The organism is Pediococcus stilesii (assembly GCF_001437075.1).
GTDB classification, from domain to species: domain Bacteria; phylum Bacillota; class Bacilli; order Lactobacillales; family Lactobacillaceae; genus Pediococcus; species Pediococcus stilesii.
Genome location: NZ_JQBX01000001.1, coordinates 71,418 through 97,514 on the forward strand (window position 1 = coordinate 71,418; position 26,097 = coordinate 97,514).

The following is a 26,097-nucleotide window of genomic DNA, read 5'->3' on the forward strand; positions in this document are numbered from 1 at the left end:
CCCTAATCTCCAAGCGTCGCGACCATGATTGCTTTAATCGTATGCATTCGATTTTCGGCTTCGTGGAAAACAACCGAATGCTTTCCTTCAAACACGTCATTGGTTACTTCCATTTCTCGAATACCGTATTTTTCAAAAATTTCTTTCCCAATTTCGGTGTCCAAACTATGAAATGCTGGTAAACAATGTTCAAAAATGACTTGAGGGTTCTTAGTCGCTTCTAGTACATCTTGTGTAACCTGATATGGCTTCAATAGGTTAATTCGTTGTTCCCAAACTTCATCTGCTTCACCCATCGACACCCAAACATCGGTATAAATGACATCCATTCCCTGAACGCCTTCATTAATATCATTGAAAACAGCAATTTTGGCACCCGTCTTCTTGGCAATTTCATTTGCTTTTTCCATGGTTTCACGCGTCGGCTCCAACTCTTTTGGACAAACAACGTGATATTCCATGCCCATAACGGCCGCTCCAAGCATTAATGCGTTCGAGACGTTGTCCTGTCCATCACCAACAAATGCGAATTTAATATCTTGATATTCTTTTTTCAACACCTCTTTGGCAGTCAGAAAATCAGCTAAAACTTGTGTTGGATGATCTTCATCAGTTAATCCATTCCAAACGGGAACGCCCGAATAGTCGGCCAGGGTTTCGACGTTACGCTGCGAAAAGCCACGATATTCAATTCCGTCAAACATTCCACCTAAGAACGCGCGCCGTGTCTTTGACCGATTCCTTGTGTCCAATATACGATCCTGATGGACCTAGGTATGTAACATGTGCTCCTTGGTCTTTAGCGCCAATTTCAAATGCACAGCGTGTTCGTGTCGAACTTTTTTCAAAAATCAAGGCGATGTTTTTACCTTGTAAATGCTGAATCTCATTGACCGCGTACTTTGCCTTTTTTAGATCCTGTGCTAAATCTAGCATATATTCCATTTCACGTGTGTTAAAGTCGGCTAATGTTAAAAAACTACGATTTCTAATATTAAATGCCATTATACTTACCCTCCAAATTATTTAATTTAAGTTACAAATTAATCATAATAAGCGTTTTCACTGTTGCTATATAAATCATCAAGTCTATTCAAAAATTATATTTATTTTTCAATATGCGACATGATAAATGAAAGTTTCATTTAATACTGCGTTAGACATTTTAATGATTTTTACTTATAATCTATGACAAAAATATTTATAATCGATTGACTTCAGAAAACTTCAAAAAAATTCATTGAAGAGGTGATATCTTTGAACTTTTACATTTTAGATCAGGATCCGGCCTGTATTCCCGTTTTGCAAGACCTAATTGAAACAGATTTTGATAACTCACTGGTAGGGTATTCTTCCGATACCATCAGTGCCTATACTGAAATACTGCAGCTACGCGTTGATATTTTATTCATCAGCTTTGAACAGCAACTAAAAGATGGAATAGACTTCATTGGTCAGTTGAAGGGTGTACACAGTAATCCACGGATCATTATGACCAGCAATGGTTCGGCGTCAATTATAAAAAGTCGCGCCTATAATTCCGGTGTCAATCTTTTTATCGAAAAGCCGCTCAATCTAACCGAGGTTCGTCATTTAATTCGATTGATTTCATCCGCTGCTAAAATGACTAAAAAAATGCGAATAATTAACGATATTTCTTCAAGTGATGCCAACCCCTTTAAAGCATCCACAACTGTCACACCGGCTTCAAATGGATGCAGTTAACTCCATTCTTCGTTTTCTGGGGATCCTATCCGAAACAAAGAATGAGGATATTATTAAGATAATTACGGTGATGGTCGATCAAAAAATTACTTTTTCAAATATTAATTTTGACTGTGACTTACACCTCGGTGGTCATCAGAAAAATATCGTATTTCAGCGTGTTCGACGCGTCTTCAGAATTGGGCTAACCAATTTAGCAATAATGTGTATTGACTATCCTGAAAACGACATTCTACTTGAATACGCGAATGCATTATTCGAATACAAAAATATTCATAATGAGATCCAGAGAATTGAAAACCAGAATCAAGAAAAAATTCAAATTTCAATTCAACATTTTTTCGATGGTCTTTTAAACGAAAGCATGAAAAACTCATGATGAAGCGAATCATACCATTTTTAACATCCAGATTTTAACCGCGTTGACGTAATTTTTCGAGCTTTTTCTTTATTTTTTTCCGATCAACCGCCGCCTTTTGAGGATCAATTGAAGTAGGTTGATTCCATGACGTTGGAATAGTTTCTCTTACGGTAATTTTTCGATTTTTGGTGCTTTTAAACAGCTGATCGGCATCAATAATATCTTCGATACTTTTAATATTTTGTTTGTCCCAATCTTTTAAAATGCCCTGCGCATAGCGATAGTTCGCGTTGGCCAATTTACTTCTTTTCATTGCCTCTCGAATTAGCACTAACCCATATTTTTTCAAATCGGCATGGAGTTGTTCTTCAATTAAATTAGTGACTTGTCCGAAATTTTCTTGGTATATTTTTTGTATAACTTTAAAAGCATTGCTCGAAGCCGATGAATCTTCCCTATTCTCTACTAGGTTTGACTGAATTGAATTATCTTTATCTAAATTAATCTCTACTTCTCTAACCTCAGCGGTCCGATGGACGTCCATGCTTTTTGGCTCTTGTTTTTCTGCTACGTCGGCGATGACCGATTTAGCATCCGCTCGTGGCCGCGATTTTTGAATTTGAGCATCAGGAACCTTCGATAACAATAACTCTTGATAGATTGAATCAATCTTACGATCGGCGCGAATCTTATTATTTTCATGCCAATCTGTAATATACGAAACCAAATCTTCGTTTAAAATGATGATGAAATTCTTAGCAACTAAGATTTGTAAATCATCATCACTGGCAGCCACCTGACGCATTATTCCAAAACTTTCAACGATCCCATCATCGTCCGCTCCTAAAACTAAATGAAAATAAAGTGCTTGACTACTTGCAGGCATCCGCAAAAATTTTGCACTATTAATAATTCGTTTGCTTAGCATTCTTCTTTGAGCCATAACTTCCTCCTAAAAATGTCTATATAACTAATAACGTTTAAAAAGCAGAAATGTAAACACCAAATTTTAATTTTCAAGATTTAATTGGAAAATTTATTTCATTTCACAAAAAAAGCACTAGCAAATTTGCTTGCCAGTGCTTTTAGAGTATTCGAAAGATTAATTCATAAATTTATCAAAGAAGCCGCTCTTACCATTGCCTGTTGGCTTTTCACCACTTGCCTTAGCAAACTTTTTAAGAGCTTCCTTTTGTTCTCCGTTAAGTTTCTTTGGAACAGCGACCTTAACATTAACATGTTCATCACCATTGCCATTCCCACGTAAACGCGGAGCACCTTTTCCCTTAAGTCGGAAGTTTGTGCCAGTTTGAGTACCAGCGGGAACCTTTAATTTAACATTTCCATGTACCGTTGGAACCTCAATCTCATCACCAAGTGCTGCCTGGACGAATGAAATTGGTTGATTATAGTAAATTTCTGATCCTTCACGTTCGTAAATATCACTTGGCTGGACTTGGAAAATAATATACAGATCTCCATAAGGGCCGCCATTAAATCCGGCTTCACCTTGTCCTTGTAAGCGCATTTGTTGACCGTCTTCAACACCGGCTGGAACTGAAACTTTAACTTCGTGTTCTTGAGTCGTATGACCGCTTCCACCACAAGTTTCACATTTTTCTTTAATTTCCTTACCAGTTCCGTTACATACGTCACAAATTTGTTGACGAACCATGCGACCAAGTGGTGTATTCTGTGTAACCTGAATTGAGCCAGTTCCGTGACACTTGTGACAAGTTACAGGAGAAGTCCCAGGCTTTGCTCCCGAGCCGCCACAGGTCTTACATAAAGCTTCTCGTGAGTATTTAATCGTCGATTTCTTACCAAAAATTGCCTCTTCAAATTTAAGGGACATTTGGTACTGAAGATCCTCACCTTGCCGTGGTTGACTGGCAGCTTGTCGCTGGCCACCGCCAAACATTGAGCTAAAGATGTCTTCAAAACCGCCACCACCGAAGTCAAAGCCACCTTGGCCACCGCCAAATCCGCCGCCACCAAAACCGGCGTTCGGATCGGTTGAACCAAATTGATCATATTGGGCACGCTTTTGAGGATCACTCAAAGTTTCATACGCTTCAGTAACATCTTTAAATTTTTGCTCAGCATCAGGCGCCTTATTCAAATCCGGATGATATTTTTTGGAAAGTTTTCGGTAAGCCTTCTTAATCTCATCATCCGAGGCATCTTTACTAACGCCCAAAATGCCATATAAATCTTTGTTTTCAGCCATATTCATCCTCCATGATTTCTATTAGCCTATCTTAACAGATAATCATGCAAAAAGGCCAAAGTCAGTGACTTTGACCTTTTTACGATTACTGGTTATTTACTTGTTATCCTTGTCAGGATCAACTTCTTCAAAATCACCATTGACTGTGTTGTCATCATCTTTTTTAGCATCACCAGCGGCTCCATTTTGTGCAGCACCATCAGCACCTTGGCCTTGTGCTTCTTGAGCTTGTTGATACAACTTAACTGATAAGTCTTGAACAATCTTGCTTAAATCGTCTTTCTTAGCCTTCATTTCGTCAAGATTATTGTCCTTTTGAGCTTTTTCAAGAGCTTCTTTGGCGTCCTTAGCCTTTTGGATTTCGTCTTCAGAAACTTTGCCTTCAAGGTCTTTCAAAGTTTTGTCAGTTGTGAAAATCAATTGATCAACTTCGTTTCGAAGGTCAACTTCTTCTTTTCGCTTCTGATCCGCTTCTTCGTTTTCTTTAGCTTCCTTCATCATACGATCGATTTCTTCGTCGCTTAAGCCCGATGAACTCTTAATTGTGATCTTTTGAGCTTTACCGGTTCCCTTGTCGGTTGCCGAAACGTTAACAATACCGTTCTTATCGATATCGAATTTAACTTCAATTTGTGGAATGCCACGTGGTGCAGCCGGAATATCTGTTAATTGGAAACGTCCCAACGTTTTATTATCAGCAGCCATTGGACGTTCACCTTGCAAGACATGAATGTCAACGGCAGGTTGATTATCAGCAGCTGTTGAGAATACTTGTGACTTGCTAGTTGGAATTGTTGTGTTCCGATCAATTAACTTAGTAAATACGCCACCCATTGTTTCGATTCCAAGTGAAAGTGGTGTAACGTCAAGTAAAACAACGTCTTTAACATCGCCAGTAAGCACACCACCTTGAACCGCAGCGCCAAGGGCAACCGCTTCATCTGGGTTAATTGAATGGTTTGGTTCTTTACCTGTCCAGTTTTTAACAGCTTCTTGAACGGCCGGAATTCGAGTTGATCCACCGTTTAAGATTACTTCGTCAATCTCTGAAGCCGAAAGACCAGCATCTTTAAGAGCATTTTCAACAGGGGCCTTTGTCCGTTCAACTAGATCTGCTGTTAAACGATCAAATTCTGTTCGAGTTAACGTCTTTTCCAAATGCAATGGGCCAGCTTCTCCAGCTGAGATAAATGGTAAGCTGATTTGTGCTTCGCTAACACCTGAAAGATCCTTTTTAGCCTTTTCAGCAGCATCTTTCAAACGTTGAAGAGCCATCTTATCTTGTGAAAGGTCAACGCCATTTTCTTGCTTAAATCCGTCAACTAACCAATCGATAATCTTTTGGTCAAAGTCATCACCACCAAGGTGAGTGTCACCATTTGTTGAAAGAACTTGGAATACTCCATCGCCCAGTTCAAGAACTGAAACATCAAAAGTACCACCACCTAAATCATAAACCAAGATTTTTTCATCTTTGCCATCTTGATCTAGGCCATAAGCAAGTGATGAAGCAGTTGGTTCGTTGATAATTCGTTTAACATCTAAACCGGCAATCTTACCAGCATCTTTTGTAGCTTGACGTTGAGAATCATCAAAATAAGCTGGAACCGTGATAACGGCCTTATCAACTTCTTCACCAAGGTAATCTTCAGCAAACTTCTTGATGTAACTTAAAATCATTGCTGAAATTTCTTGTGGTGTATATGACTTACCATCAACGGTTACTTTATATCCAGCTTCACCAATATGACGTTTGATTGATGAAATTGTGTTGGGGTTTGTAATTGCCTGACGTTTAGCAACTTCACCAACTTGGGTTTCACCATTTTTAAAGGCAACTACGGATGGTGTTGTCCGTGCTCCCTCTGGATTTGTGATAATTTTAGGTTTGTCACCGTCCATAACAGCAACTGCGGAGTTTGTAGTACCTAAATCAATACCAATAATTTTATTACTTGCCATTGTAAAAAATCCCTCTTCCTCTTTTTATTGCGCCACAACAACCATTGCTGGTCGTAATACGCGATCTTTTAAAATATATCCCTTTTGTAAAACTTGAACAACCGTGTCGGCCGGATGATCATCGTCGGCGGGAACGGTTTGAACCGCTTGATGCATATTAGGATCAAACGTTTGACCCGCAGCATCAATTTCCGAAACGTGGTTATCTTCCAAGGCTTTTAATAGATTAGATTGAACCATCTTAACACCCTTTTGCAATTGCTCGGAGTGCTCTGAATTCGATTCAACGGACAATGCCCGTTCCAAATTATCCAATGCTGGAAGGACCGCCTTTGCTAATTTTTGACCGTCATACTTGGCCAAAGCCGCCTGCTCTTTTTCATTACGACGGCGCATATTAACAATTTCGGCTTGTGCCCGGATATACTTATCAGAAAGTTCATCTCGTTCATCTTCGATTTTTTTAATATCTTTTAAAATTGTTTCAGTGCTGGTTGCTTCGCTTTCAGCTGCTGTCGAAGACGTTGGATCTTCTTCAGCAGCCGCTTCGGAAGCGTCATTTGCTGCAGAATCGTCTACAACATTTTGTTCTTCACTGTTTACCTTTTCATTTTCTTCTTTTGCCAATTCAATCCTCCTAACTATCATCAAGATGCTTGTAATATTCAAGCATCCGGTTTGAAAGCTGATCTCTAAATGTATCAAGCAATCCTAAAGTTTTTGAATACTGCATACTAGTTGGACCTAGAATGGCAATTAATCCCTTGCCGCGACTGCCAACATCGTAGGTGGCGGTAATTAAGCTAAAGTCCTTTAATAAGGTATTACTTAGTTCGTCACCAATCTTAACATCTAAATCATTTTGATTATTTCCAAGAAGGCCATCAAGCTGATCATTTTCATTAAACAAAGTCAATAATCCCTTAATTGAACTAATATCGACATTTTTAGAAAAGTTTAAAATATTCAATTTTCCACCGATAAAGTATCGATCCTGAGAAGACTGCGATACGATATTTTGGAAAATATCAACGATTCCGTCATTACTATGCAGGTATTGTTCAACTAAACGAGGGATATCCGTTTTAAGATGGAGATACACTTGATCTAACGTTTTACCGATTAAGCGATCATTCATAATTCTTAAAACCCGTTCTAACGTTTCACTATCCATCCCCCGTGGAATGGAAAACTGCTGACTTGTCACATCACCATTACTGGAAACCAGAATTAACATTACCTGATTGCCACCAATTGGGACCATCCGAAATCCATCTAATGTAGCATCTTTTTGCTCCGGCTTTAACGTCAGAGCAGTATAGTGTGTTAAATTAGATAACATTTCAGCGGACGTCCGCACAATATCATCAACTTCTTGAAAATGGGTACCCAATCCATCCTGAATCTGCTTAGCCTCACTCTTATTAAGCTTTTTAGGACTCAACAGATGATCAACATAGTACCGATATCCAGTCAAGGATGGAACCCGGCCGGAAGATGAATGCATTTTTTCAATCAAACCCATTTCTTCAAGCTTGGCCATATCATTACGAATTGTCGCTGAACTAACCTTGACAGACAGATTATTCATCAAAGTTTTTGAACCAATCGGCTGACCATTCTCAGTGTACTCTCGGACAATCTCCTCTAAAATTAACAACTCCCGATCTGTTAACATGAAAATCACCTCTTTTAGCACTTAGAAAGTTGGAGTGCTAAGAACACTTAATAAGATACCAGAGGTTTATAGAATTGTCAACTATTGTCAAAGATGGTCAGACATTTTTATATTTTTTCAAAAAAAGTGCGCGTATCTGCTTCATCGCGGTGAAGTTGTTCAATTAATTCCTCAACTGAGTTGAATTTTACTTCGCCGCGTAATCGATGATACCAACGAACGCGAACCGTTTCACCATAAATTGCTTGTTTAAAATCCAAAATATTAATTTCCGTGGTAACTGGACGACCGTCACCAAAGACAACATTCCTACCAACCGATGCCATTCCTTTATACCAACGACCCGAAATTTGCATCTCAACTACGTATATTCCAATACCAGGAGTGATTTGATTTTCATTAGAGACAATGTTAGCAGTCGGGAATCCCAACTCACGTCCCCGAGCTTCGCCATGAACAACCAGTCCCTTTGTCTGAAATGGATAACCTAAGTATCGATTAGCATCGTCAATGTTACCATTCGAAATCATCTCTCTAATTTTGGTTGAACCAATTTTACGTTCGTTAAAGATTATTTTAGGCACACGAACAACCTCAAACCGATCTGCCGCCAATCCAGGTAATGTATCCATGTTGGCCGTCTCAATTGGGCCAAAAGTATAATCAAAACCTGCAACGACGGCCTCCGCATGTAAGCCGACCATATATTGCTCGACAAAATCTTTTGGGCTTAAACTACCAAACGACGAAGTAAAATTAACTACATACAGTAGATCAACTCCTAGTTCCTCCATTAACTCTGCCTTTCGATCAACGGAGGTTAGGTAATTAAGTGAGCTAAACTTATGGTGAGGCTTAGGAAAAACAACCGATGAGTGATGGTCAAAAGTCATCGCTGCAACTTTAAGATGTTTTTCATGAGCAATTTCGCTAGCTTTTTGGATCACCGCTTGATGTCCGCGATGCACGCCGTCAAAAAAACCAAGTGCTAAAACAACTGGCCCCTCGGGGATAATTTCTTTTTGATAGGGATGATGTATTTTAATTATTTCCATTTTTATTTCACCAATAACATTTTTTTAGGCTTGTATAATTGATATTCTTCGTCATATTGGTACAAAGCCTGAATATTTCCTTTATATTTTAAACTAATGATTAAATCCGTTTTTGGACGCTTTAAAAAGCCACCATTTTGAACTACTTTCCATTCCGCATCGGTAATTATAACTGAATTAAAATTTTTCAAAGCCCGGTCCAATGGATAGATCACATCTGAAAGTTGTCCCTCGTCACGAGCGTCTTCTAATTCCGAAAGTGTTAAACATTCATCAATGCCGAACCCACCGCTAGATAACCTCGTTAAATCCGACATTACAGCCGGTAGATCAAATTTCAACCCAAAGTCAACTGCTAAAGTTCTAACGTATGTTCCCTTTCCGCATTTAACTTCGAAAAAGATCGTCTGTTGTCCCTTTTCTGGATCAAATTGAGTTGGTTTAATCTGTTTGAATTGATAGACATTGATTTTTCTTTCTGGACGTTCTACCGTTTGCCCTGCTCGTGCGTATTCATACAATTTCCGTCCGTTAACCTTTACTGCGGAATACATCGGCGGAATTTGAATCAACGTTCCCGTCATTGAATTTAGCGTTGCATTAATTTGATCATCTGAAAGTGGTTCAGTCATCTTTTTCTGATCTACTATGTCACCATCTAAATCTTCCGTCGTCGTCGAAAATCCAAGCGTAATTGAACCCTTATACGTTTTTCCAAAATCCATTAAGTAGTCAACTACCTTCGTTGCTCTACCAACGCACACCGGCAAAACGCCATCCACGTTTGGGTCAAGCGTTCCACTATGTCCCACTTTCCTCGTTTTCAAAATTCCACGGACTTTAGCTACGACGTCATGACTCGTCATTCCACGTTCCTTATTAATCGGGATAATTCCATTCATCAGGTAAACCTCTCCATCCTTTGCATTATAAACGCCCTTCCAATCCATTTTACATTAAATACCGCTTACAAAAAAGAATTCATACTAAGAATACGTATATATTTTTATGTATCAAAAAAGAACAGCAACCGTGTGCTGTTCTTTTGAAAGTTAATCTTTATTTAATTGATTGAGTAACTGATCAATTTTATCTCCGTATTGAACAGATTCATCACGAACAAAACTTAATTCCGGCGTTTTGTAAATTGATAAACGACTGCCCAATTCTTTGCGAATTAGACCAGATGCTTTTTCAAGACCTTCTTTAGTTTTTTTATCATCAGATGCCTTATCCGATAAAATACTATAGAAGATTTTTGCTTGTTGTAAATCGCCTGTCACATCAACACCAGTGATTGTAATTCCATCAACGCGGGGGTCACGCACCCGGCGACGTAAAATATCACTAACTTCTTTTTCAATTTCTTGAGACAAACGATCTGAACGATATTGTCGAGCCATAATAGCTTCCTCCTATCTATTCAACAGGTACTTCTTTCATGCGGTATGCTTCAACAACGTCACCAATTTTGATATCGTTGTAATTTTCAATCGTTAAACCAAGTTCAAAGCCACGTTTAACTTCCTTAACGTCATCTTTGAATCGGCGTAAACTACCAAGCTTACCTTCATAAATTACCACACCATCACGAATTAAGCGCACTCCTGAATCGCGTGTTACAAAACCTTCAGTTACATAACCACCGGCAATTGTTCCAACACGAGAAACTTTGTAAGTTTCACGAATTTCAACTTGGCCAGTAATTTCTTCTTCGTATACTGGTTCAAGCATTCCCTTCATTGCTGATTCAACTTCATCGATTGCGTTATAGATAACTCGGTGAAGTCGAATATCAACATCTTCAGAATCGGCTAATTGTTTTGCCTGTGCAGTTGGGCGAACGTTAAAGCCAATGATGATGGCGTTACTTGCAGCAGCCAGTGTTACGTCACTTTCGTTAATGGCTCCAACTGCCTTATGGATAATATTTACCCGAACACCTTCAACATCAATCTTTTGTAAACTATCGGCCAATGCTTCTACCGATCCTTGTACGTCAGCCTTGATAATAATATCAACCTTCTTCATTTCACCTTCTTTAAGTGAATCAAAAAGATTGTCCAAGGTAACGTGGTTGCTACGTTTGCGTTCTTCCATTTGTGCTCGTTTAGCCCGTTCTTCACCGGCTGCACGGGCAGATTTTTCATCATCGAAGACAACAAATCGATCACCGGCTTCTGGAACATCATTTAATCCGGTAATTTCAACTGGTGTTGATGGAGTAGCTTCCTTTACTCGCCGACCATGTTCATTAGTCATTGTCCGGATTCGACCAAAGGTGTTTCCGACAACAACGGGGTCTCCAACGTGCATGGTTCCTTGTTGAACCAAGACAGTCGCAATGGATCCCTTACCAGGATCAAGTTGGGCTTCAATTACTGATCCGGCTGCATTTTGGTCTGGATTAGCCTTTAGTTCAAGAACTTCAGCTTGAAGTAAGATCATATCAAGTAATTCATCCAAGTTTTTACCAAATTTAGCTGAAATTTCAACGAAAATGGTATCGCCACCCCATGATTCCGGAATTAAACCGTACTCGGTTAGTTGTTCCATAACATGGTTCGGATTTGCGCCAGGCTTATCAATTTTATTTACAGCTACAATAATTGGAACTTCAGCTGCTTTAGCATGGTTAATGGCTTCAATTGTCTGCGGCATAACACCATCATCAGCCGCTACAACCAAAATTGTGATATCAGTAACGTCAGCACCACGAGCACGCATTTCAGTAAAGGCAGCATGTCCTGGTGTATCCAAGAACGTAATCAACTTATCATCATGCTTAAGTTGGTAAGCACCAATTCCTTGGGTGATTCCGCCGGCTTCGCCTTCTGTGATGTGACTATGACGAAGTTTATCCAATAGGGTTGTCTTACCATGGTCAACGTGACCCATGATCGTTACAACTGGAGGACGTGAAACAAGGTTTTCAGTATTCTTTTCTTCATCTTCGAAGATCTTATCGATATCTGAAATATCTACTTCCACTTTTTGTTGTGCTTCGATTCCATAATCAGCCGCTAATAATTCGACAGTGTCATTATCAAGTGATTGGTTTTGGTTAACCATCACACCCATCATGAATAACTTCTTAATGATTTCAGCTGGCTCGCGATGAATTTTTTTAGCAATTTCTGCAACGTTGATTCCTTCGCTATATTCTAAAACATCTGGTAATGGCCGTTCTTTACGTGTTGTGACAACTTTGTTGGTATTCTCCTTCAAGCGTCCATCACGTTTTGCTCGACGATTCTTCTTCTTGTTTTTCCGATTTTCTTTATTAAAAGGTCGGTTTTGTTGATTATTATTGTTGAAACGGTTGTTATTATTTCGTCCGCTGAAGCGTTCTTGCTTCTTTTCGTTTCCACTAGTTGTGTTTGTAGTAGACGCCGTTGTTTCTGGGCGACTTGCAGCCGTCCGATTGGCATTAGTATTTTGGCTACTTGGACGGTTGGTAGTGTTTGTAGGACGATTGGAACGATTCTCGTTGTTCCGGTTATTGTTTGGACGTGAATTAGCCGTTGTTCCGGTCGTCCGTCCATTATTTGGACGATTCTGGTTGTCACGACGGTTATCGTTTTGTTTTGGACCGTTTGTCCGTTGACGATTTGCTTGTGGCTTTTCGTTAGCAACTTCGCGACTTGCTTGGGCAGCCATTCGAGCTGCTTCAGCTACTGAAGCACGAATCCGGTCTTGCTTTTCGTTCTTCTGTGTATTTCTAACCGGACGTTGGTTATTTCGATTGTTGTTTTGATTACGGTTATCTGAACGGTTATTCCGATTATTTGGATTAGAACGATTCTGATTCCCATTTGGACGCCCGTTATTAGTGTTATTGTTACGGTTACGATTTTGGTTGTTATTCGAAGTATTATTAGTTTTATTTTCAGTATTAGATGACTTCAATCTCTGGATTCCTTTTGTGCCATCCGTTGCTGGATGATCGCTTTTTTTAACTACTGTTTTGCCAGTTTTGCTTGAACGAAACTTAGGAGTTCTCTTTTCTGGCGTTTGTGCACTTTTTTCACTCTTATTGGAGCTAGCGTTGTCACCAACATTCTTTTTAAATGCTTCTCTTAGATGTTTTTCGGATGCATCATCAAGGGTTGACATATGGTTTTTAACGTCTAAACCATCTGCCTGTGCTCTATCAATAATATCTTTACTCGAAACGTTAATTTCTTTGGCTAATTCATAAATTCTCTTTTTGCCCATCGTTTCACGCTCCTATTTATTTAATTTCTTGAGTAATCCCCTCGCAAATCCATTATTATTAGTCGCCACTACCGAGCGGCTTTGCCCGATAGCGTTTGAAATATCGATTTTGCTTCCCATAACGACCACAGGAATGTCATAAAATCGACATTTATCAATAATTTTTTTCTTGGAGGATTCTCCGGTATCTTCGGTTAAAAGTACTAGTCGGGCCTTTTGACTCCGGATAGCACTAATTACCAATTCTTGACCGGTAATTAGATTCCCCGAACGTCGCATTAGTCCGAGATACTTACTTATATCTTCTCTAATCATTATTTGCCAAATAGTTCTTTTCGTGCTTGTTGATGATCTACATATGCAATTAATTCATCATAAAACTGGTCATCAATTTTAACTTTAAAGGCTTGGTCAAATGTTCGTTTCTTTTTGGCTTGTTTTGCAATCTCGACATCTAATCCAATGTAAGCACCACGACCAGCCGCCTTCCCTGTCGGATCGATTGAAACCTCGTCTTCTTTGTTTTTCACAATCCGAACAAGTTCCTTTTTAGGAAACATTTGATTGGTTACAATATCTTTTCGCATCGGGATTTTTCTAGTTTTCATGAAAATGCACCTCCGTAACCTTATTCTGCGTTTTCGTCTGAACTTTCTTCAACATCGTCGTCTTCTTCAGCATACTCGGAAGCATCCGTTTCAGACTTAATATCAATCTTAAATCCAGTTAGCTTAGCGGCTAAACGTGCATTTTGACCACGTTTACCAATTGCTAATGATAATTGATAGTCAGGTACAATTACCATGCATGAGTTTTCTTCTTCTTCGTTGAACAATACATCAATCACTTCCGCTGGATTCAATGCGTTTGAGATGTATGCTGCGGTGTCTTCTTCCCATTCAACGATATCCATGTTTTCGCCATGGAGTTCATTAACGATGGTTTGAACGCGTTGTCCACGAGGACCTACGCATGTTCCGACTGCATCAATATCAGGATTGTTTGAACGAACTGCAACTTTCGCACGATCACCAGCTTCGCGTGCAATTGACATAATTTCAACCGTTCCATCATATATTTCTGGAACTTCTTGTTCAAATAGCCGTTTTAAGAATCCTGACGCACTGCGTGATACAAAAACCTGTGGTCCTTTACCGTTGTCATCAACTTTAGTAACGTAAACTTTAATATGATCATGAGGTTCGTATTGTTCCCCAGGAATCTGATCTTGCTTAGACATGACGGCTTCGACACCGCCTAAATCAACGTAAACGTATCGGTTGTCACGTCGAGCCACTTCACCAGTAACGATCTCGTCTTCATATTGGCTATATTTCTCGTAAACAACCCCTCGTTCAGCTTCCCGAACCCGTTGCATGATAACTTGTTTAGCAGTTTGAGCAGCAATTCGGCCAAAGTTTTTTGGAGTAACTTCAAATCTGATCTCATCACCCAACTCGTACGCACGGTTAATTGTTAATGCGTCCGCTAAGCTAACTTCCTGTTGCTCATCTTCAACATCCTCAACAACTTTTTTTACAGCGTAAACATGAATATCACCTTTGCGGTTATCAAACTCAACTTCGACATTTTGAGCTTGTCCGTAGTTTCGCTTAAATGCAGAAACCAAAGCGGCTTCCAGTGCGTCAATAACGATTTCTTTCTTAATCCCTTTTTCCATTTCTAAGACATTAAGAGCGGTAATCATTTCTTTACTCATTTTAAACTCTCCTCTAAATCTTAATTGCTAATCTAGCAAATGCAATCTGATCATACGTTACTTTTAATTCTTTATGTCTGGTTTTATCCAAATAGTCTAGTACTAATTCATTATTTTCAAAGCTCTTAAGGTAGCCTTCAAATACTTTTTGTTTGTTAATTGAAGCGTAAAGCGAAATATGAATATATTCGCCAATCGCTTTCTTTAAATCTTGCTCCGTTTTCAAAGGTCTTTCAGCCCCTGGAGAAGACACCTCTAAAAAATAAGCTTGTGGAATAGGATCTGGATCTTGCTGGTCTAAAATTTCACTCAGCTCATCGCTTACCATTGCACATTCTTCAATATTGATTCCGCCGTCTTTGTCAATGTAAACTCTTAAAAACCAACCTTGGCCTTCTTTAACAAATTCAACTTCAACAAGTTCAAAATTATGGCGATCAACAATTGGCTGAACCAATTCAGTCACCTTTTCAACAACATTGTTACTCAAACTTGAACCTCCAGAATTATATTTTGCCAATAAAAAGAGCGAGCATCGCTGCTCACTCAATTAACGAGTATCAAATTACTAGCATCAATATACCATTTTACTAGCCTTTTTGCAAACTTTTAGAACAAGCTTAACTGATTTTCATCCGGTAATTCTGAAAGAACATTATTTTCCGTCATAAAATCAATCAATGTTTGTGAAACATGTCCCCGTTTGGATAAGTCTTCTTTTGAAAGGAATGGCTTATCTGCCCTCGCGGCAACAATTTGTTTTGCAACGTTTAATCCCAATCCCGGTAGCGCATTAAATGGTGCAATTAAAGTATTCCCTTCAATTAGCCATTCTTCTGCATCGGATTTTTCAATATCAATCATTTTGAATTCAAATCCACGCTCAACCATTTCATTGGCGATTTCAAGAACCGTGAGTAAATTTTTCTCCTTTGTGGAAGCTTCATTACCCTTATCATTAATTTCTTGCATCCGGTTCTTAAGGGATTCTTTTCCACGTGCCATCGATACAATATCGAAGTCATCCGCCCGAACTGTGAAATATGCTGCGTAATAAACTAATGGGAAATAGACTTTAAAATATGCGATCCGAAGTGCCATTAGAACATATGCCGAAGCATGGGCACGAGGGAACATATACTTAATTTTCCCACATGATTCAATGTACCAATCTGGTACATTAGCATCACGCATTTTATCTTCAAATCCGTCGGGAATTCCTTTGCCCTTTCGAACACTTTCCATAATTTGAAATGAAGACTGGGAATCCAATCCGTAGTGAATCAAATCCATCATGATATTATCACGACAACCAATAACATCTTTCAACGTAACGGTCCCCGCCTTAATTAATTCCTCGGCGTTACCTAACCAAACGTCCGTACCATGCGACAAACCTGAAATTTGCAGCAATTCTGAGTAACTTGTTGGATGTGTTTCCTCAAGCATTCCACGAACAAAACGGGTTCCGAATTCTGGAATCCCCAGTGTTCCGGTTTTGGACTGAATTTGTTCGGGAGTAACCCCCAACACGTCTGGTCCTGAAAAGATTTTCATTACTCCTGGATCGTCGGTTGGAATTGTCTCTGGATCGATCCCGGATAAATCTTGTAGTTTTCGAATCATAGTGGGATCATCATGCCCCAAGATATCCATTTTCAAAATATTATCATGGATCGAATGGAAATCAAAATGGGTTGTTTCCCAAGCGGCCGTTTGATCGTCGGCCGGATATTGGATTGGTGTGAAATCAAAAACATCCATATAATCTGGAACGATTAAAATTCCGGCCGGATGTTGCCCAGTCGTCCGTTTGACCCCTGTCGCACCTTGTGCCAGTCGTTCAATTTCCGCCCCGCGAAGATGTTGATTAGTATCGCGTTCGTATGCCTTTACATAACCAAATGCCGTTTTATCAGCAACTGTTCCAATCGTACCGGCCCTAAATACATTGTTCTTACCAAACAGAACCTGCATGTAGTTGTGAGCGATAGGTTGATAGTCACCAGAGAAGTTTAAATCAATATCTGGCACCTTATCTCCCTTAAAGCCTAAAAATGTTTCGAAAGGAATATCCTGTCCATCCCCAATCATCAAGGCGCCACACTCTGGACACTTTTTATCTGGTAAATCGTATCCTGAGCCGTACTCACCTTTGGTATAGAAGAACGAATATTGACATTCCGGACAACGGTAATGTGGTGGTAGCGGGTTAACTTCGGTGATTCCAGACATTGTGGCAACAAAACTCGAACCAACGGAACCACGTGATCCAACCAAGTATCCGTCTTTATTACTTTTATGCACTAATCTTTGTGCAATTAGGTAAATCACCGAAAATCCATTTCCAATGATACTTGTTAGTTCTTTGTCTAACCGCTCCTTAACAATCTGCGGAAGTTCTTTGCCATACATCGCATGTGCCCGATCCATTGAAAGTTGTTTAATCCGATCTTCGGCTCCCGGCATTTTAGGCGTATACAATTTATCTTTCACCGGACTAATTTCATCAACGCTATCAGCAATTTTATTAGTATTCTCAACAACAATTTTTTGTGCTGTTGCGGAACCTAAAAATGAGAACGATTCTAGCATCTCGTCGGTTGTCCGGAAGTGAACATCTGGCAGTTCAGTCCGATTTAACGGATTAGCTCCACCTTGAGAGTTAATTAAAATCTTTCGATAAATGTAATCTTCTGGATTCAAATAATGGGCATCCCCAGTTGCAACCACTGGAATATTCAAATCATCGCCAAGCTCAACCATGTTACCGATAATTTCTTCAAGTTTTTTAGTATCGCTAATTAATTCTTGTTCAATCAATGGCTGATAAACCGGCTTGGGCATGACTTCTAAATAATCATAGAATTTTGCCTTACGGCGCGCATCAGCATACCCCTTTTGCATCATCGCGGTAAAGACGTCACCACTAGAACAGGCCGAGCCAACGATGATCCCTTCACGTAATCTTTCAAGCTCGGAACGCGGAATTCGCGGAACACGATAATAGTACTTGACGTTAGATAACGATACCAACTTAAATAAGTTTTTTAACCCCGCTTGAGTCTTCGCAATTAAAATTGCGTGGCTGGGACGCGCATGCTTGTAAGCATCATTTTCAGTCATATGGTCGTTCAACTGATCATGGTACTCAATCGCATACCGCTCCTCAGCATCCTTCAAGAAAAGATAACATAAATGTCCAGTGGTTTCGGCATCATAAATTGCTCGATGATGGTGCTCCAAAGCTACACCAAATTTTTTGGCCAGGGTGTTTAGACGGTAGCCCTTTAACGTTGGATACAAAAAGCGAGCAAGCGTCAAAGTATCAATGATTGGATTCTTAATTTCTTCTAGTCCATGACGTAAATATCCAGTATTCATAAATCCAATATCAAATGTGACGTTATGTCCAACAATAATCGCATCTTCATAAAAATCACGGAATTTTTTAAATACTTCTTCCTCGCTCATTGAACCGTGTACCATTTCATCTGTAATACTTGTCAGATTAATGGTAGTTTCAGACAGCGGGAACCCAGGATCAATGAATTCTTCGAATTGATCAATCACATTTCCGTTTTCCATTTTAACGGCGGAAAGTTCGATCACTTTATCATAAATTGCAGACAGTCCCGTTGTTTCAACGTCAAAGATTACATACTTGCCACCTTTTAAAGCTCGGTGTGTGCTGTTATACGCAATCGGAACTCCATCATCAACTAAATTTGCCTCAACACCAAAAAGAGTTTTAACGCCGTTCTTTTTTCCGGCCGAATAGGCTTCCGGAAAAGCTTGCAAGCCAGCATGGTCCGTGACGGCAATTGCTGGGTGCCCCCATTTAGCGGCCTGACCAACAAAATCGCTAATATTGTTAGTGGCATCCATGGTGCTCATATTTGTATGCAAGTGTAACTCGACTCGTTTTTTATCCGCCGTATCTTGGCGTTCAACATGGCTAACTTGCATTACATCATAGGCATTCATGGTTAAATCTTTCATAAAACTATCTTCCTGAACACTTCCGCGAACGCGAACCCAAAGCCCCTTCTTTACGGCTGAAAACAATTGTTCATCGGTTTCATTTCTCGAAAATTTCTTAACCGTAATTGAAGAAGTATAGTCGGTAACCTTGAAGATTAAGAGTTGTCGTTCTGAACGTAAAGTCTTAATTTCAACATCGAAAATGTATCCCTCAATACTAACTGAGCGCTCTTCTTGATTAATATCGCGTAATTGAACGATGTTCTCATTGCTACTAATTGGTTTTCCAATTTGGACTTTACCGTTAAACTCGGGTAAGCCTTTATCTGAGGCCGTCTTTTTCTTACTTTCGGCCTTTTTGATTGCCTCGGTGGCTCGTTGAACGATTTCTTGATCACGCTTTGCCTTTTCTTCATGATAAGCCTGCAAACGTTCTTGGGCACTATTATCATCAATCACCGTTTTAATCTTAAAATCACTAAATCCGACACGCTGATACGTGTTAAGCAACGTCTTTAAAATCTCATCGTTTAAAAAATTCTTAGTAATTTCATTTTCAACCTTAATGACTAATTCGTCGCCGCTAAACTCAGGAACCGATTTATCACACAGCACTTGTAAAAAAGAGGATTGAATCCCACTATTTTTAACAACCCATTCCCAATATTTAGTGACCTCAGCGGCCATGTTTTTATTTGTTTTGACGCTAATTTGATAATCAATTGCTGCAATTGATTGAAAAGTTGCTAATAGCTTTTGATGAAATTCCAAAAACGTTTGAAACGGTAAAACGGCATCAAATTCAAAATTGAAAGTCCAACGTTTTGAAGCAGAGTGGACGATCAAATCTTTAATCAATCCATCATTTAGCGTCGAACCGTCCGACCATTGAATTTGATCTAATAAAATTTTAAATTGTTCTTTTCCTGACAAACTCAACGTGAAGCCTCCTAACGTTGATAATCAACTACAAATAACGACAGGCTGAAAAATAAATTTTCTCAGCCTGTGATTTCATCTTTTCTTTTATTGGGCCTGGTTCAACAGAATTTCAATCGTATTCTTTAATTCTGCTAACTTGACTTCAACAGTTTCGCCCGTTTTTCTTAATTTAACTTCTACAATTCCATCAGCGGCCTTTTTACCGACCGTCACGCGCAATGGTACTCCAATTAAATCGGAATCGGCAAATTTAACGCCCGCCCGTTCTTTACGATCATCAACCAAAACATCGTATCCAGCCGCGACTAATTCTGTATTAATCTCATTGGCCATGTTCATTTGTTCTTCGTTTTTGGCATTTACTGGAATGACATGGACATCAAATGGAGCGATGTTCTTTGGCCATACAAGTCCATTTTCATCAGCCTGTTGTTCTGAAACGGCCGAGAGCAGACGACTAACTCCAATTCCGTAGCAGCCCATAATGACCGGAATTGCACGTCCATTTTCGTCCAGAACCTTTGCATCGAGTGCTTCAGAGTATTTCGTACCAATTTTGAAAATATGGCCAATTTCAATCCCCTTAGTAAACTTAAGCGTCCCTTTACCGTCGGGTGCAAGTTCGCCCTCTCTGACCGTACGGATATCGGCATATTCATCAACCTTGAAATCTCGACCAACATTAGCGTTAATATAATGAAAACCATCTTCGTTAGCACCAATGACGCTATTGACCATTTGTTCAATGTATTTGTCAGCCACAATTTTGACATCCGAATGATTGATGATTGGTCCTAATGAACCAAAGTGTGCTCCCAGTAGATCCATCGTTTCTTCTTCTGAAGCTTCACGCACTTCATCGGCATGCAACAAATTAGTTAATTTGACTTCATTTAGTTGATCATTACCACGAAGCAACGCAATGACCGGCGTGCCATCTGCAATCAATACCAAAGTTTTAATCAAACGATCCGCATCAATTTCAAGCTTTTCAGCAACTTCGTCAATCGTGTGCGCTTCATCAGTGGCAACTTTAGTTAATTCTTCAGGATTTTCATGCATTTGAAGATTCTGATAAACACTGCTGGCCATTTCCAGGTTAGCCGAGTAATCACTTTCTTCAGAGTAGGCAATTGTATCTTCACCAATGGAGGCAATTGCTGAAAATTCCTTTGAATCATGTCCACCCATTGCCCCAGCATCTCCGACAATTTCACGGTAATTTAAACCACAACGGTCAAAAATTCTTTTATAAGCTTTTTCAAAATCACGATAGCTTTGGTCAAGCGTATCTTCATCTGCATGAAATGAATAAGCATCTTTCATCAAAAATTCACGTCCACGTAACAATCCATACCGTGGTCGATCTTCATCTCGATATTTCATTTGAATTTGGTATAAAGTCAGCGGTAATTTTTTATAAGACTTTACTTCGTCACGGATTAACGCTGTCATTGTTTCTTCATGTGTAGGGCCTAAAATAAAATCGCGATCGTGGCGGTTTTTAAATTTGTATAACTCTTGCCCATAAGTTTCGTAACGGCCCGATTTTTTCCAAAGTTCAGCCGGTAAAACAGCGGGGGTCAACATTTCAACCGCATCAATGGCATCTAACTCTTCTCGAATAATTTTTTTGATTTTTTCAATAACTTTATATGCTAACGGTAAATAAGCATACATTCCAGCTGAAATTTGTCGGATGTATCCGGCACGTAACATCATTTTATGACTTAACACTTCAGCATCATTGGGAACTTCTTTGACAGTTGGGATCAACATTTTTGATTGTTTCATATTTTAAATTTTAACTCCTTAAAATGATTTAAAAAAAGTATCTTTGAATATCGTTCCACGTTACTAGTAACATTAACAGCATTAGGAATCCAAATCCGATTAGGGTAATTAGATTCTCCGTTTCCGTTTTCATTGGTTTTCTTCGAATAACTTCGATGAAATTTAAAAGGATCTTACCCCCATCTAACGCCGGAATCGGTAGTAAATTTACAATTCCAAGGTTTAAAGATAGAAAACCAAGTACATACATTACTGACAGCAGTCCTTGGTGAGTAGCTTTGGAAGTCGTCGCATAGATTGCGACCGGACCACCCAAGTCGTTTAAACTAAAACCGTGTAACATTTGGCCGAGCGCCGTAAATAAACTCTTTGTCATTTGCCACGTCCCGGTAAATCCGTACAAAATCCGTTGCCCTAAATTGGTAGTCATTGTGGCCTGGACACCAATCATTCCGACCTTCTGACTACCATTTTTAACGAGCTTTGGTGTTACTTTGATGTCTTGAGTTTGATCTCCTCGCACCACTTTTAAAGTAACCGACTTTTCAGGATTATTAGAAACTGCTTTTGATAGTTCTGTCCAGTTGTTAATTTTAACACCATTTGCACTAACAATTCGATCATTATCTTTTAGTCCAGCCTTTTGGGCGATTCCATTTTCAATCACTTGAACTTTATTCGAATTAGAAGGAACCGCGCCCTGTGCGACTCCCATAATCGAAAATACAATAATCGCTAGGATAAAGTTGTTAAATGGTCCAGCAAAATTAGTAATCAACCGCCGCCAAATGCTGGCTGATTGAAATTGCACATCCCGTGGCGCAATTCGAACCTCAGTTCCATCAGATTCAATAATTGACGCATCATGAATTATTTTGAAACGTCTTGTTTGATCTTCATCACCATTTTCGTAACCTTCAATGAATAACGCATCCTGCAAATCAAATTTAGTGACATCAACGGGAATTCCAGCTAAATTTTGCACTTTATTGGAGGTGTTAATCACGGTTACCTCTCCCTGCGCATTGGTTGTTAAGGTCACATGTTGTCCAGGCTTTAATTCGTCTTCTTGTTCATCAAGACCAGCCATTCTAACGTATCCACCAATCGGTAGAATTCTCAACGTGTACGTGGTTCCATTGCGCTGCATATCAACAATTTTAGGTCCCATACCAACAGAAAATTCGCGGACCAGAATTCCTGATTTCTTAGCTGCGATAAAATGGCCGTATTCATGAACGATGACCAGAATTCCAAAAACAATAATAAAAGTAATGATTGTCGTTATCATAGATGACTCCTAACCGGCATCTCACAATATTCCTAAGAGATATGCCATTGGTAACACAAGTAATAAGCTATCAAACCGATCTAATATTCCACCGTGACCAGGTAAAATTTTACCTGAATCTTTAACGCCATAGAACCTTTTTAGCGAGGATTCAATTAAATCACCTAGTTGGCCTGCTATTGAAAGAAACATCGTCATGAATACAGTTGTAATTAGGCCATAGTGGATCATTGCGGTTGCAGAAAAAATTATTCCGACAACAATCGCCACAAGTGTCCCGCCGATTGACCCTTCCCATGTTTTATTTGGACTAATTTGAGGAGCCAATTTAGTCTTACCAATTTTTCGGCCAATTAAATAAGCTCCACTGTCAGTGCTCCAAACAATTAGTAATAAGTACATTAGCATCGCTAGTCCTATCGAACGTGCTTGGACAAACATGTTAAAGCCAAATCCGATATACAGCATCGTTAAGGAAAGTACACCAGCATCATCAAAATTAAACCGATTTCGACTAAAAACAACACGCAGCATTAATGCTAAAACAAACAAGATAAACATAAACGGCGTATTGATTTGATCTGGCAAACTATTCATCCAGTCTTTTGGTGCCACTAAGAAAAGCGTCCCTAGGATACTAATAATCGCTTCAGGTGAAACCAGCAGAATCTTTTTCATAATGAGAACTTCACTCATTGCAACCCCAGCTAGCACCAGTGCTGCAATTTCGATTAATGTTCCTCCAAGATAAATAATTGGAATGAAAATTATTAAGGCCACTACGGCAGTAATTACACGTTGCTTCAAAATTAATTCCTCACTTTTTAATTGCACCAAAGCGCCGATCGCGTTTTTGGTACTCTTTTATTAATTCGATAAAAATTTGTTCATTAAAATCTGGCCATAAGGTATCTGTAAAAACCAATTCACTATATGCAATTTGCCAAAGTAAAAAATTAGAAATTCGTTCTTCTCCACTCGTCCGAATTAAGACGTCCGGATCAGATAATTCTCCTAAAAAATTAGTTTGTAAGTGCTGGTCAATGACTTTTTCATCAATCTCATCAATGGTTAGTTTTTTATGGGCAATATCCGTAGCAATTGCTTGCACCATCTGGGTAATTTCATCTCGACTACCATAGTTAAGCGCAAAGTTCAGGATCATCTTAGTTCCGTTTGCCGTATCTGCAATTGCTTTTTGAACCGATTGTTGAGTTGCCGCTGGCAGGCCAGCAATATTTCCGGTGACTCGAACCTGAATGCCTTCTTCAACCAATTCCGGAACAAATTTATCAAAAAAGGTAATTGGTAATTTCATTAAAAAGGAAACTTCATCTTGTGGTCTCTTCCAATTTTCAGTTGAAAAAGCGTATAAGGTCAAGACTTTAATTCCTAATTTACTAGCACTTTTGGTGATAGTTTTAACAACTTCCATTCCGCGCTTATGTCCCGCAACCCTAGGTAAAAACTTTTTTTGAGCCCATCGCCCGTTGCCATCCATTATAATGGCAACGTGTTTGGGAATATTATCATTTAACTCCGTCTGAACTTTTTGAGTAATTTTCATTAAAGGACCTCCAAGCTAATGTTATTATTTTATCAAAAAAAGATTGTAAAATCATTTTACTTACGAAAATAAAAGAGCTAAAACAACCATCCCGGTACGTTTTAACTCTAAAAATTAAATAATACTGTTTTAGCCTTCAAGAACTTCTTTTTCTTTGTTGGCAACGATTTCGTCAACCACTTTAATTGCTTGGTCCGTAATTGTCTGAGTTTGCTTTTCTAAATCGTGAAATTCATCATCGTTATAATCGCCATTTTTGTTTCCTTTTTTAAGGGTGTCCATCGCGTCCCGACGAACATTTCGAACGGCAACTTTGGCCTTTTCACCCTCAGCTTTAACGCTTTTAGCTAAATCTTTCCGCGTTTCTTCAGTAAGCTGTGGAATTACTAAGCGAATTGCAGTACCATCGTTAGCTGGATTAATCCCTAAATCTGAGACCAAAATAGCTTGCTCGATATCATTTAACACGCTCTTGTCGTAGGGTGTAACCAATAAAACACGTGGTTCTGGAATACTGATTGATGCCATCTGATTGAGCGGAGTTGGTGCGCCATAGTAATCAACGGAAACTTTGTCCAATAAAGATGCGTTTGCACGTCCTGCACGAATAGAACCTAAATCACGTTCTAATGCTTGATGCGCTTTTTTCATTTTTTCTTCAGCTTTTGTAATTGTTTCGTTTTTTGCCAATTTACTCTCCCCTTACTGTTGTTCCGATGTTTTCACCGGCAACAACTCGTTTGATATTTCCAGATTGATTTAAATTAAAGACAACTAATGGAATATTATTTTCCATTGATAAGGAACTGGCAGTTGTATCCATCACATTCAATCCCTTGTCAATGATGTCCATGTGTGTTAATCGATCAAATTTCACGGCATTTTGATCTTTATTTGGATCAGCCGAATAAATTCCATCAACCCCATTTTTAGCCATTAAAATTGCTTCAGCGCCAATTTCAGCTGCTCTTAAAGCAGCAGTTGTATCGGTAGAGAAGTACGGACTACCAGTCCCGGCAGCAAAAATTACCACCCGATTTTTTTCAAGATGCCGAACAGCTTTACGCCGAATATATGGTTCAGCAATTTGCCGCATCTCAATTGATGTTTGTACGCGGGTTGGAACTCCCAGAGACTCCAAACTATCTTGTAGCGCTAACGCATTCATCACGGTTCCTAACATTCCAATGTAGTCGGCTTGAACCCGCTCCATGCCTAATTGTTCTCCAGTTTCACCACGCCACATGTTTCCACCGCCAACCACAATTGCAATTTGTACTCCTAGGTCATGCACGTCACGAAGTTCTTCAGCTACTTTTTGAATAACTGGTGGATTAATCCCAGTTCCTTTATCCCCAGCAAGAGCTTCTCCACTCAGTTTCATGATTACTCGCTTATATTTAACCTCAGACATATTACGGCCTCCTATGTTTATTTTCCATCAGTAATTTTATCATAAATCCGTACAAACCACACTTCCATTCCGTGTGAATTCCTACAAAAAAGCGAATTAATTGAGTTTAACTCAGAATTAATTCGCTTTTTTTAGTTTCAATTCAATCGTAATTGA

22 protein-coding genes and 1 pseudogene are annotated in these 26,097 nt (G+C 39.2%); 2 read left to right on the top strand and 21 right to left on the bottom strand.

All coding sequences use genetic code 11. The features are described 5' to 3' along the window. Window positions 1-2 precede the first annotated feature (2 nt). A pseudogene (gene argF / locus IV81_RS00340) lies at window positions 3-1,005 on the bottom strand (ornithine carbamoyltransferase). Window positions 1,006-1,257: 252 nt separating this feature from the next. On the opposite strand from argF, the gene IV81_RS09445 reads away from it, so the two are divergent. Together IV81_RS09445 and IV81_RS09450 are read left to right on the top strand one after the other, a co-directional pair. Then, a complete protein-coding gene (locus tag IV81_RS09445; RefSeq protein WP_236696793.1) occupies window positions 1,258-1,725 on the top strand; it encodes a response regulator in 468 nt (155 codons plus the stop codon). Next, window positions 1,712-2,104 (top strand): DNA-binding domain-containing protein, encoded by a 393-nt coding sequence (locus tag IV81_RS09450; protein WP_236696794.1) that lies wholly within the window; start codon window positions 1,712-1,714, stop codon window positions 2,102-2,104. The genes IV81_RS09445 and IV81_RS09450 overlap by 14 nt, the downstream gene beginning before the upstream one ends. A 34-nt stretch (window positions 2,105-2,138) precedes the next feature. Here IV81_RS09450 and IV81_RS00350 read toward each other — a convergent pair whose 3' ends face one another. The 20 genes from IV81_RS00350 to pyrH all read right to left on the bottom strand — a co-directional run bounded on the left by IV81_RS00350 (window position 2,139) and on the right by pyrH (window position 25,941). Continuing rightward, on the bottom strand, window positions 2,139-3,029 hold the full coding sequence (locus IV81_RS00350) for a DnaD domain-containing protein (protein WP_057801174.1): 891 nt from the start codon (window positions 3,027-3,029) through the stop codon (window positions 2,139-2,141). Window positions 3,030-3,188: 159 nt separating this feature from the next. Continuing rightward, window positions 3,189-4,316 carry a molecular chaperone DnaJ gene (gene dnaJ, locus IV81_RS00355; protein ID WP_057801176.1) on the bottom strand — a complete coding sequence of 376 codons (1,128 nt, stop codon included), beginning with the start codon at window positions 4,314-4,316 and terminating at the stop codon, window positions 3,189-3,191. Between the two features lie 96 nt (window positions 4,317-4,412). Beyond that, a complete protein-coding gene (gene dnaK, locus IV81_RS00360) occupies window positions 4,413-6,278 on the bottom strand; it encodes a molecular chaperone DnaK (RefSeq protein WP_057801178.1) in 1,866 nt (621 codons plus the stop codon). A 24-nt stretch (window positions 6,279-6,302) separates the two neighbouring features. Next, on the bottom strand, window positions 6,303-6,905 hold the full coding sequence (grpE, locus tag IV81_RS00365; RefSeq protein WP_420848333.1) for a nucleotide exchange factor GrpE: 603 nt from the start codon (window positions 6,903-6,905) through the stop codon (window positions 6,303-6,305). 10 nt (window positions 6,906-6,915) lie between these two features. Beyond that, the gene (gene hrcA / locus IV81_RS00370) at window positions 6,916-7,956 is read right to left on the bottom strand and encodes a heat-inducible transcriptional repressor HrcA (RefSeq protein WP_057801182.1); all 1,041 of its coding nucleotides are present in this window, start codon (window positions 7,954-7,956) and stop codon (window positions 6,916-6,918) included. Between the two features lie 107 nt (window positions 7,957-8,063). Then, window positions 8,064-9,011, bottom strand: coding sequence for a riboflavin biosynthesis protein RibF (gene ribF / locus IV81_RS00375; RefSeq protein WP_057801184.1), 948 nt, complete (start codon window positions 9,009-9,011; stop codon window positions 8,064-8,066). 2 nt (window positions 9,012-9,013) lie between these two features. Further along, a complete protein-coding gene (truB, locus tag IV81_RS00380; protein ID WP_057801352.1) occupies window positions 9,014-9,913 on the bottom strand; it encodes a tRNA pseudouridine(55) synthase TruB in 900 nt (299 codons plus the stop codon). A 150-nt stretch (window positions 9,914-10,063) separates the two neighbouring features. After that, window positions 10,064-10,414 (bottom strand): 30S ribosome-binding factor RbfA, encoded by a 351-nt coding sequence (gene rbfA / locus IV81_RS00385; RefSeq protein ID WP_057801186.1) that lies wholly within the window; start codon window positions 10,412-10,414, stop codon window positions 10,064-10,066. Between the two features lie 16 nt (window positions 10,415-10,430). Further along, window positions 10,431-13,229, bottom strand: coding sequence for a translation initiation factor IF-2 (infB, locus tag IV81_RS00390; protein ID WP_057801187.1), 2,799 nt, complete (start codon window positions 13,227-13,229; stop codon window positions 10,431-10,433). A 12-nt stretch (window positions 13,230-13,241) separates the two neighbouring features. Continuing rightward, window positions 13,242-13,544, bottom strand: a complete 303-nt coding sequence (locus tag IV81_RS00395) for a L7Ae/L30e/S12e/Gadd45 family ribosomal protein (RefSeq protein ID WP_057801190.1) — start codon at window positions 13,542-13,544, stop codon at window positions 13,242-13,244. Next, window positions 13,544-13,837 (bottom strand): RNase P modulator RnpM, encoded by a 294-nt coding sequence (gene rnpM, locus IV81_RS00400; RefSeq protein WP_057801193.1) that lies wholly within the window; start codon window positions 13,835-13,837, stop codon window positions 13,544-13,546. Before rnpM ends, IV81_RS00395 begins: the two co-directional genes overlap by 1 nt. Window positions 13,838-13,857: 20 nt before the next feature. Next, complete coding sequence (nusA, locus tag IV81_RS00405) at window positions 13,858-14,949, bottom strand: transcription termination factor NusA (protein WP_057801195.1); 1,092 nt, start codon at window positions 14,947-14,949, stop codon at window positions 13,858-13,860. A 13-nt stretch (window positions 14,950-14,962) separates the two neighbouring features. After that, a complete protein-coding gene (rimP, locus tag IV81_RS00410) occupies window positions 14,963-15,439 on the bottom strand; it encodes a ribosome maturation factor RimP (protein ID WP_057801196.1) in 477 nt (158 codons plus the stop codon). Between the two features lie 119 nt (window positions 15,440-15,558). After that, window positions 15,559-19,872 carry a PolC-type DNA polymerase III gene (locus IV81_RS00415; protein WP_057801198.1) on the bottom strand — a complete coding sequence of 1,438 codons (4,314 nt, stop codon included), beginning with the start codon at window positions 19,870-19,872 and terminating at the stop codon, window positions 15,559-15,561. Window positions 19,873-19,959: 87 nt separating this feature from the next. Next, complete coding sequence (locus tag IV81_RS00420; protein WP_057801200.1) at window positions 19,960-21,669, bottom strand: proline--tRNA ligase; 1,710 nt, start codon at window positions 21,667-21,669, stop codon at window positions 19,960-19,962. Between the two features lie 28 nt (window positions 21,670-21,697). After that, window positions 21,698-22,960 carry an RIP metalloprotease RseP gene (rseP, locus tag IV81_RS00425; RefSeq protein WP_057801202.1) on the bottom strand — a complete coding sequence of 421 codons (1,263 nt, stop codon included), beginning with the start codon at window positions 22,958-22,960 and terminating at the stop codon, window positions 21,698-21,700. A 21-nt stretch (window positions 22,961-22,981) separates the two neighbouring features. Beyond that, the gene (locus tag IV81_RS00430; protein WP_057801354.1) at window positions 22,982-23,767 is read right to left on the bottom strand and encodes a phosphatidate cytidylyltransferase; all 786 of its coding nucleotides are present in this window, start codon (window positions 23,765-23,767) and stop codon (window positions 22,982-22,984) included. Window positions 23,768-23,777: 10 nt separating this feature from the next. Next, complete coding sequence (locus tag IV81_RS00435; protein ID WP_057801204.1) at window positions 23,778-24,527, bottom strand: isoprenyl transferase; 750 nt, start codon at window positions 24,525-24,527, stop codon at window positions 23,778-23,780. Window positions 24,528-24,656: 129 nt separating this feature from the next. Next, on the bottom strand, window positions 24,657-25,217 hold the full coding sequence (gene frr, locus IV81_RS00440; protein ID WP_057801206.1) for a ribosome recycling factor: 561 nt from the start codon (window positions 25,215-25,217) through the stop codon (window positions 24,657-24,659). A gap of 1 nt (window position 25,218) precedes the next feature. Then, the gene (gene pyrH / locus IV81_RS00445; protein WP_057801208.1) at window positions 25,219-25,941 is read right to left on the bottom strand and encodes a UMP kinase; all 723 of its coding nucleotides are present in this window, start codon (window positions 25,939-25,941) and stop codon (window positions 25,219-25,221) included. Window positions 25,942-26,097: the final 156 nt, after the last annotated feature.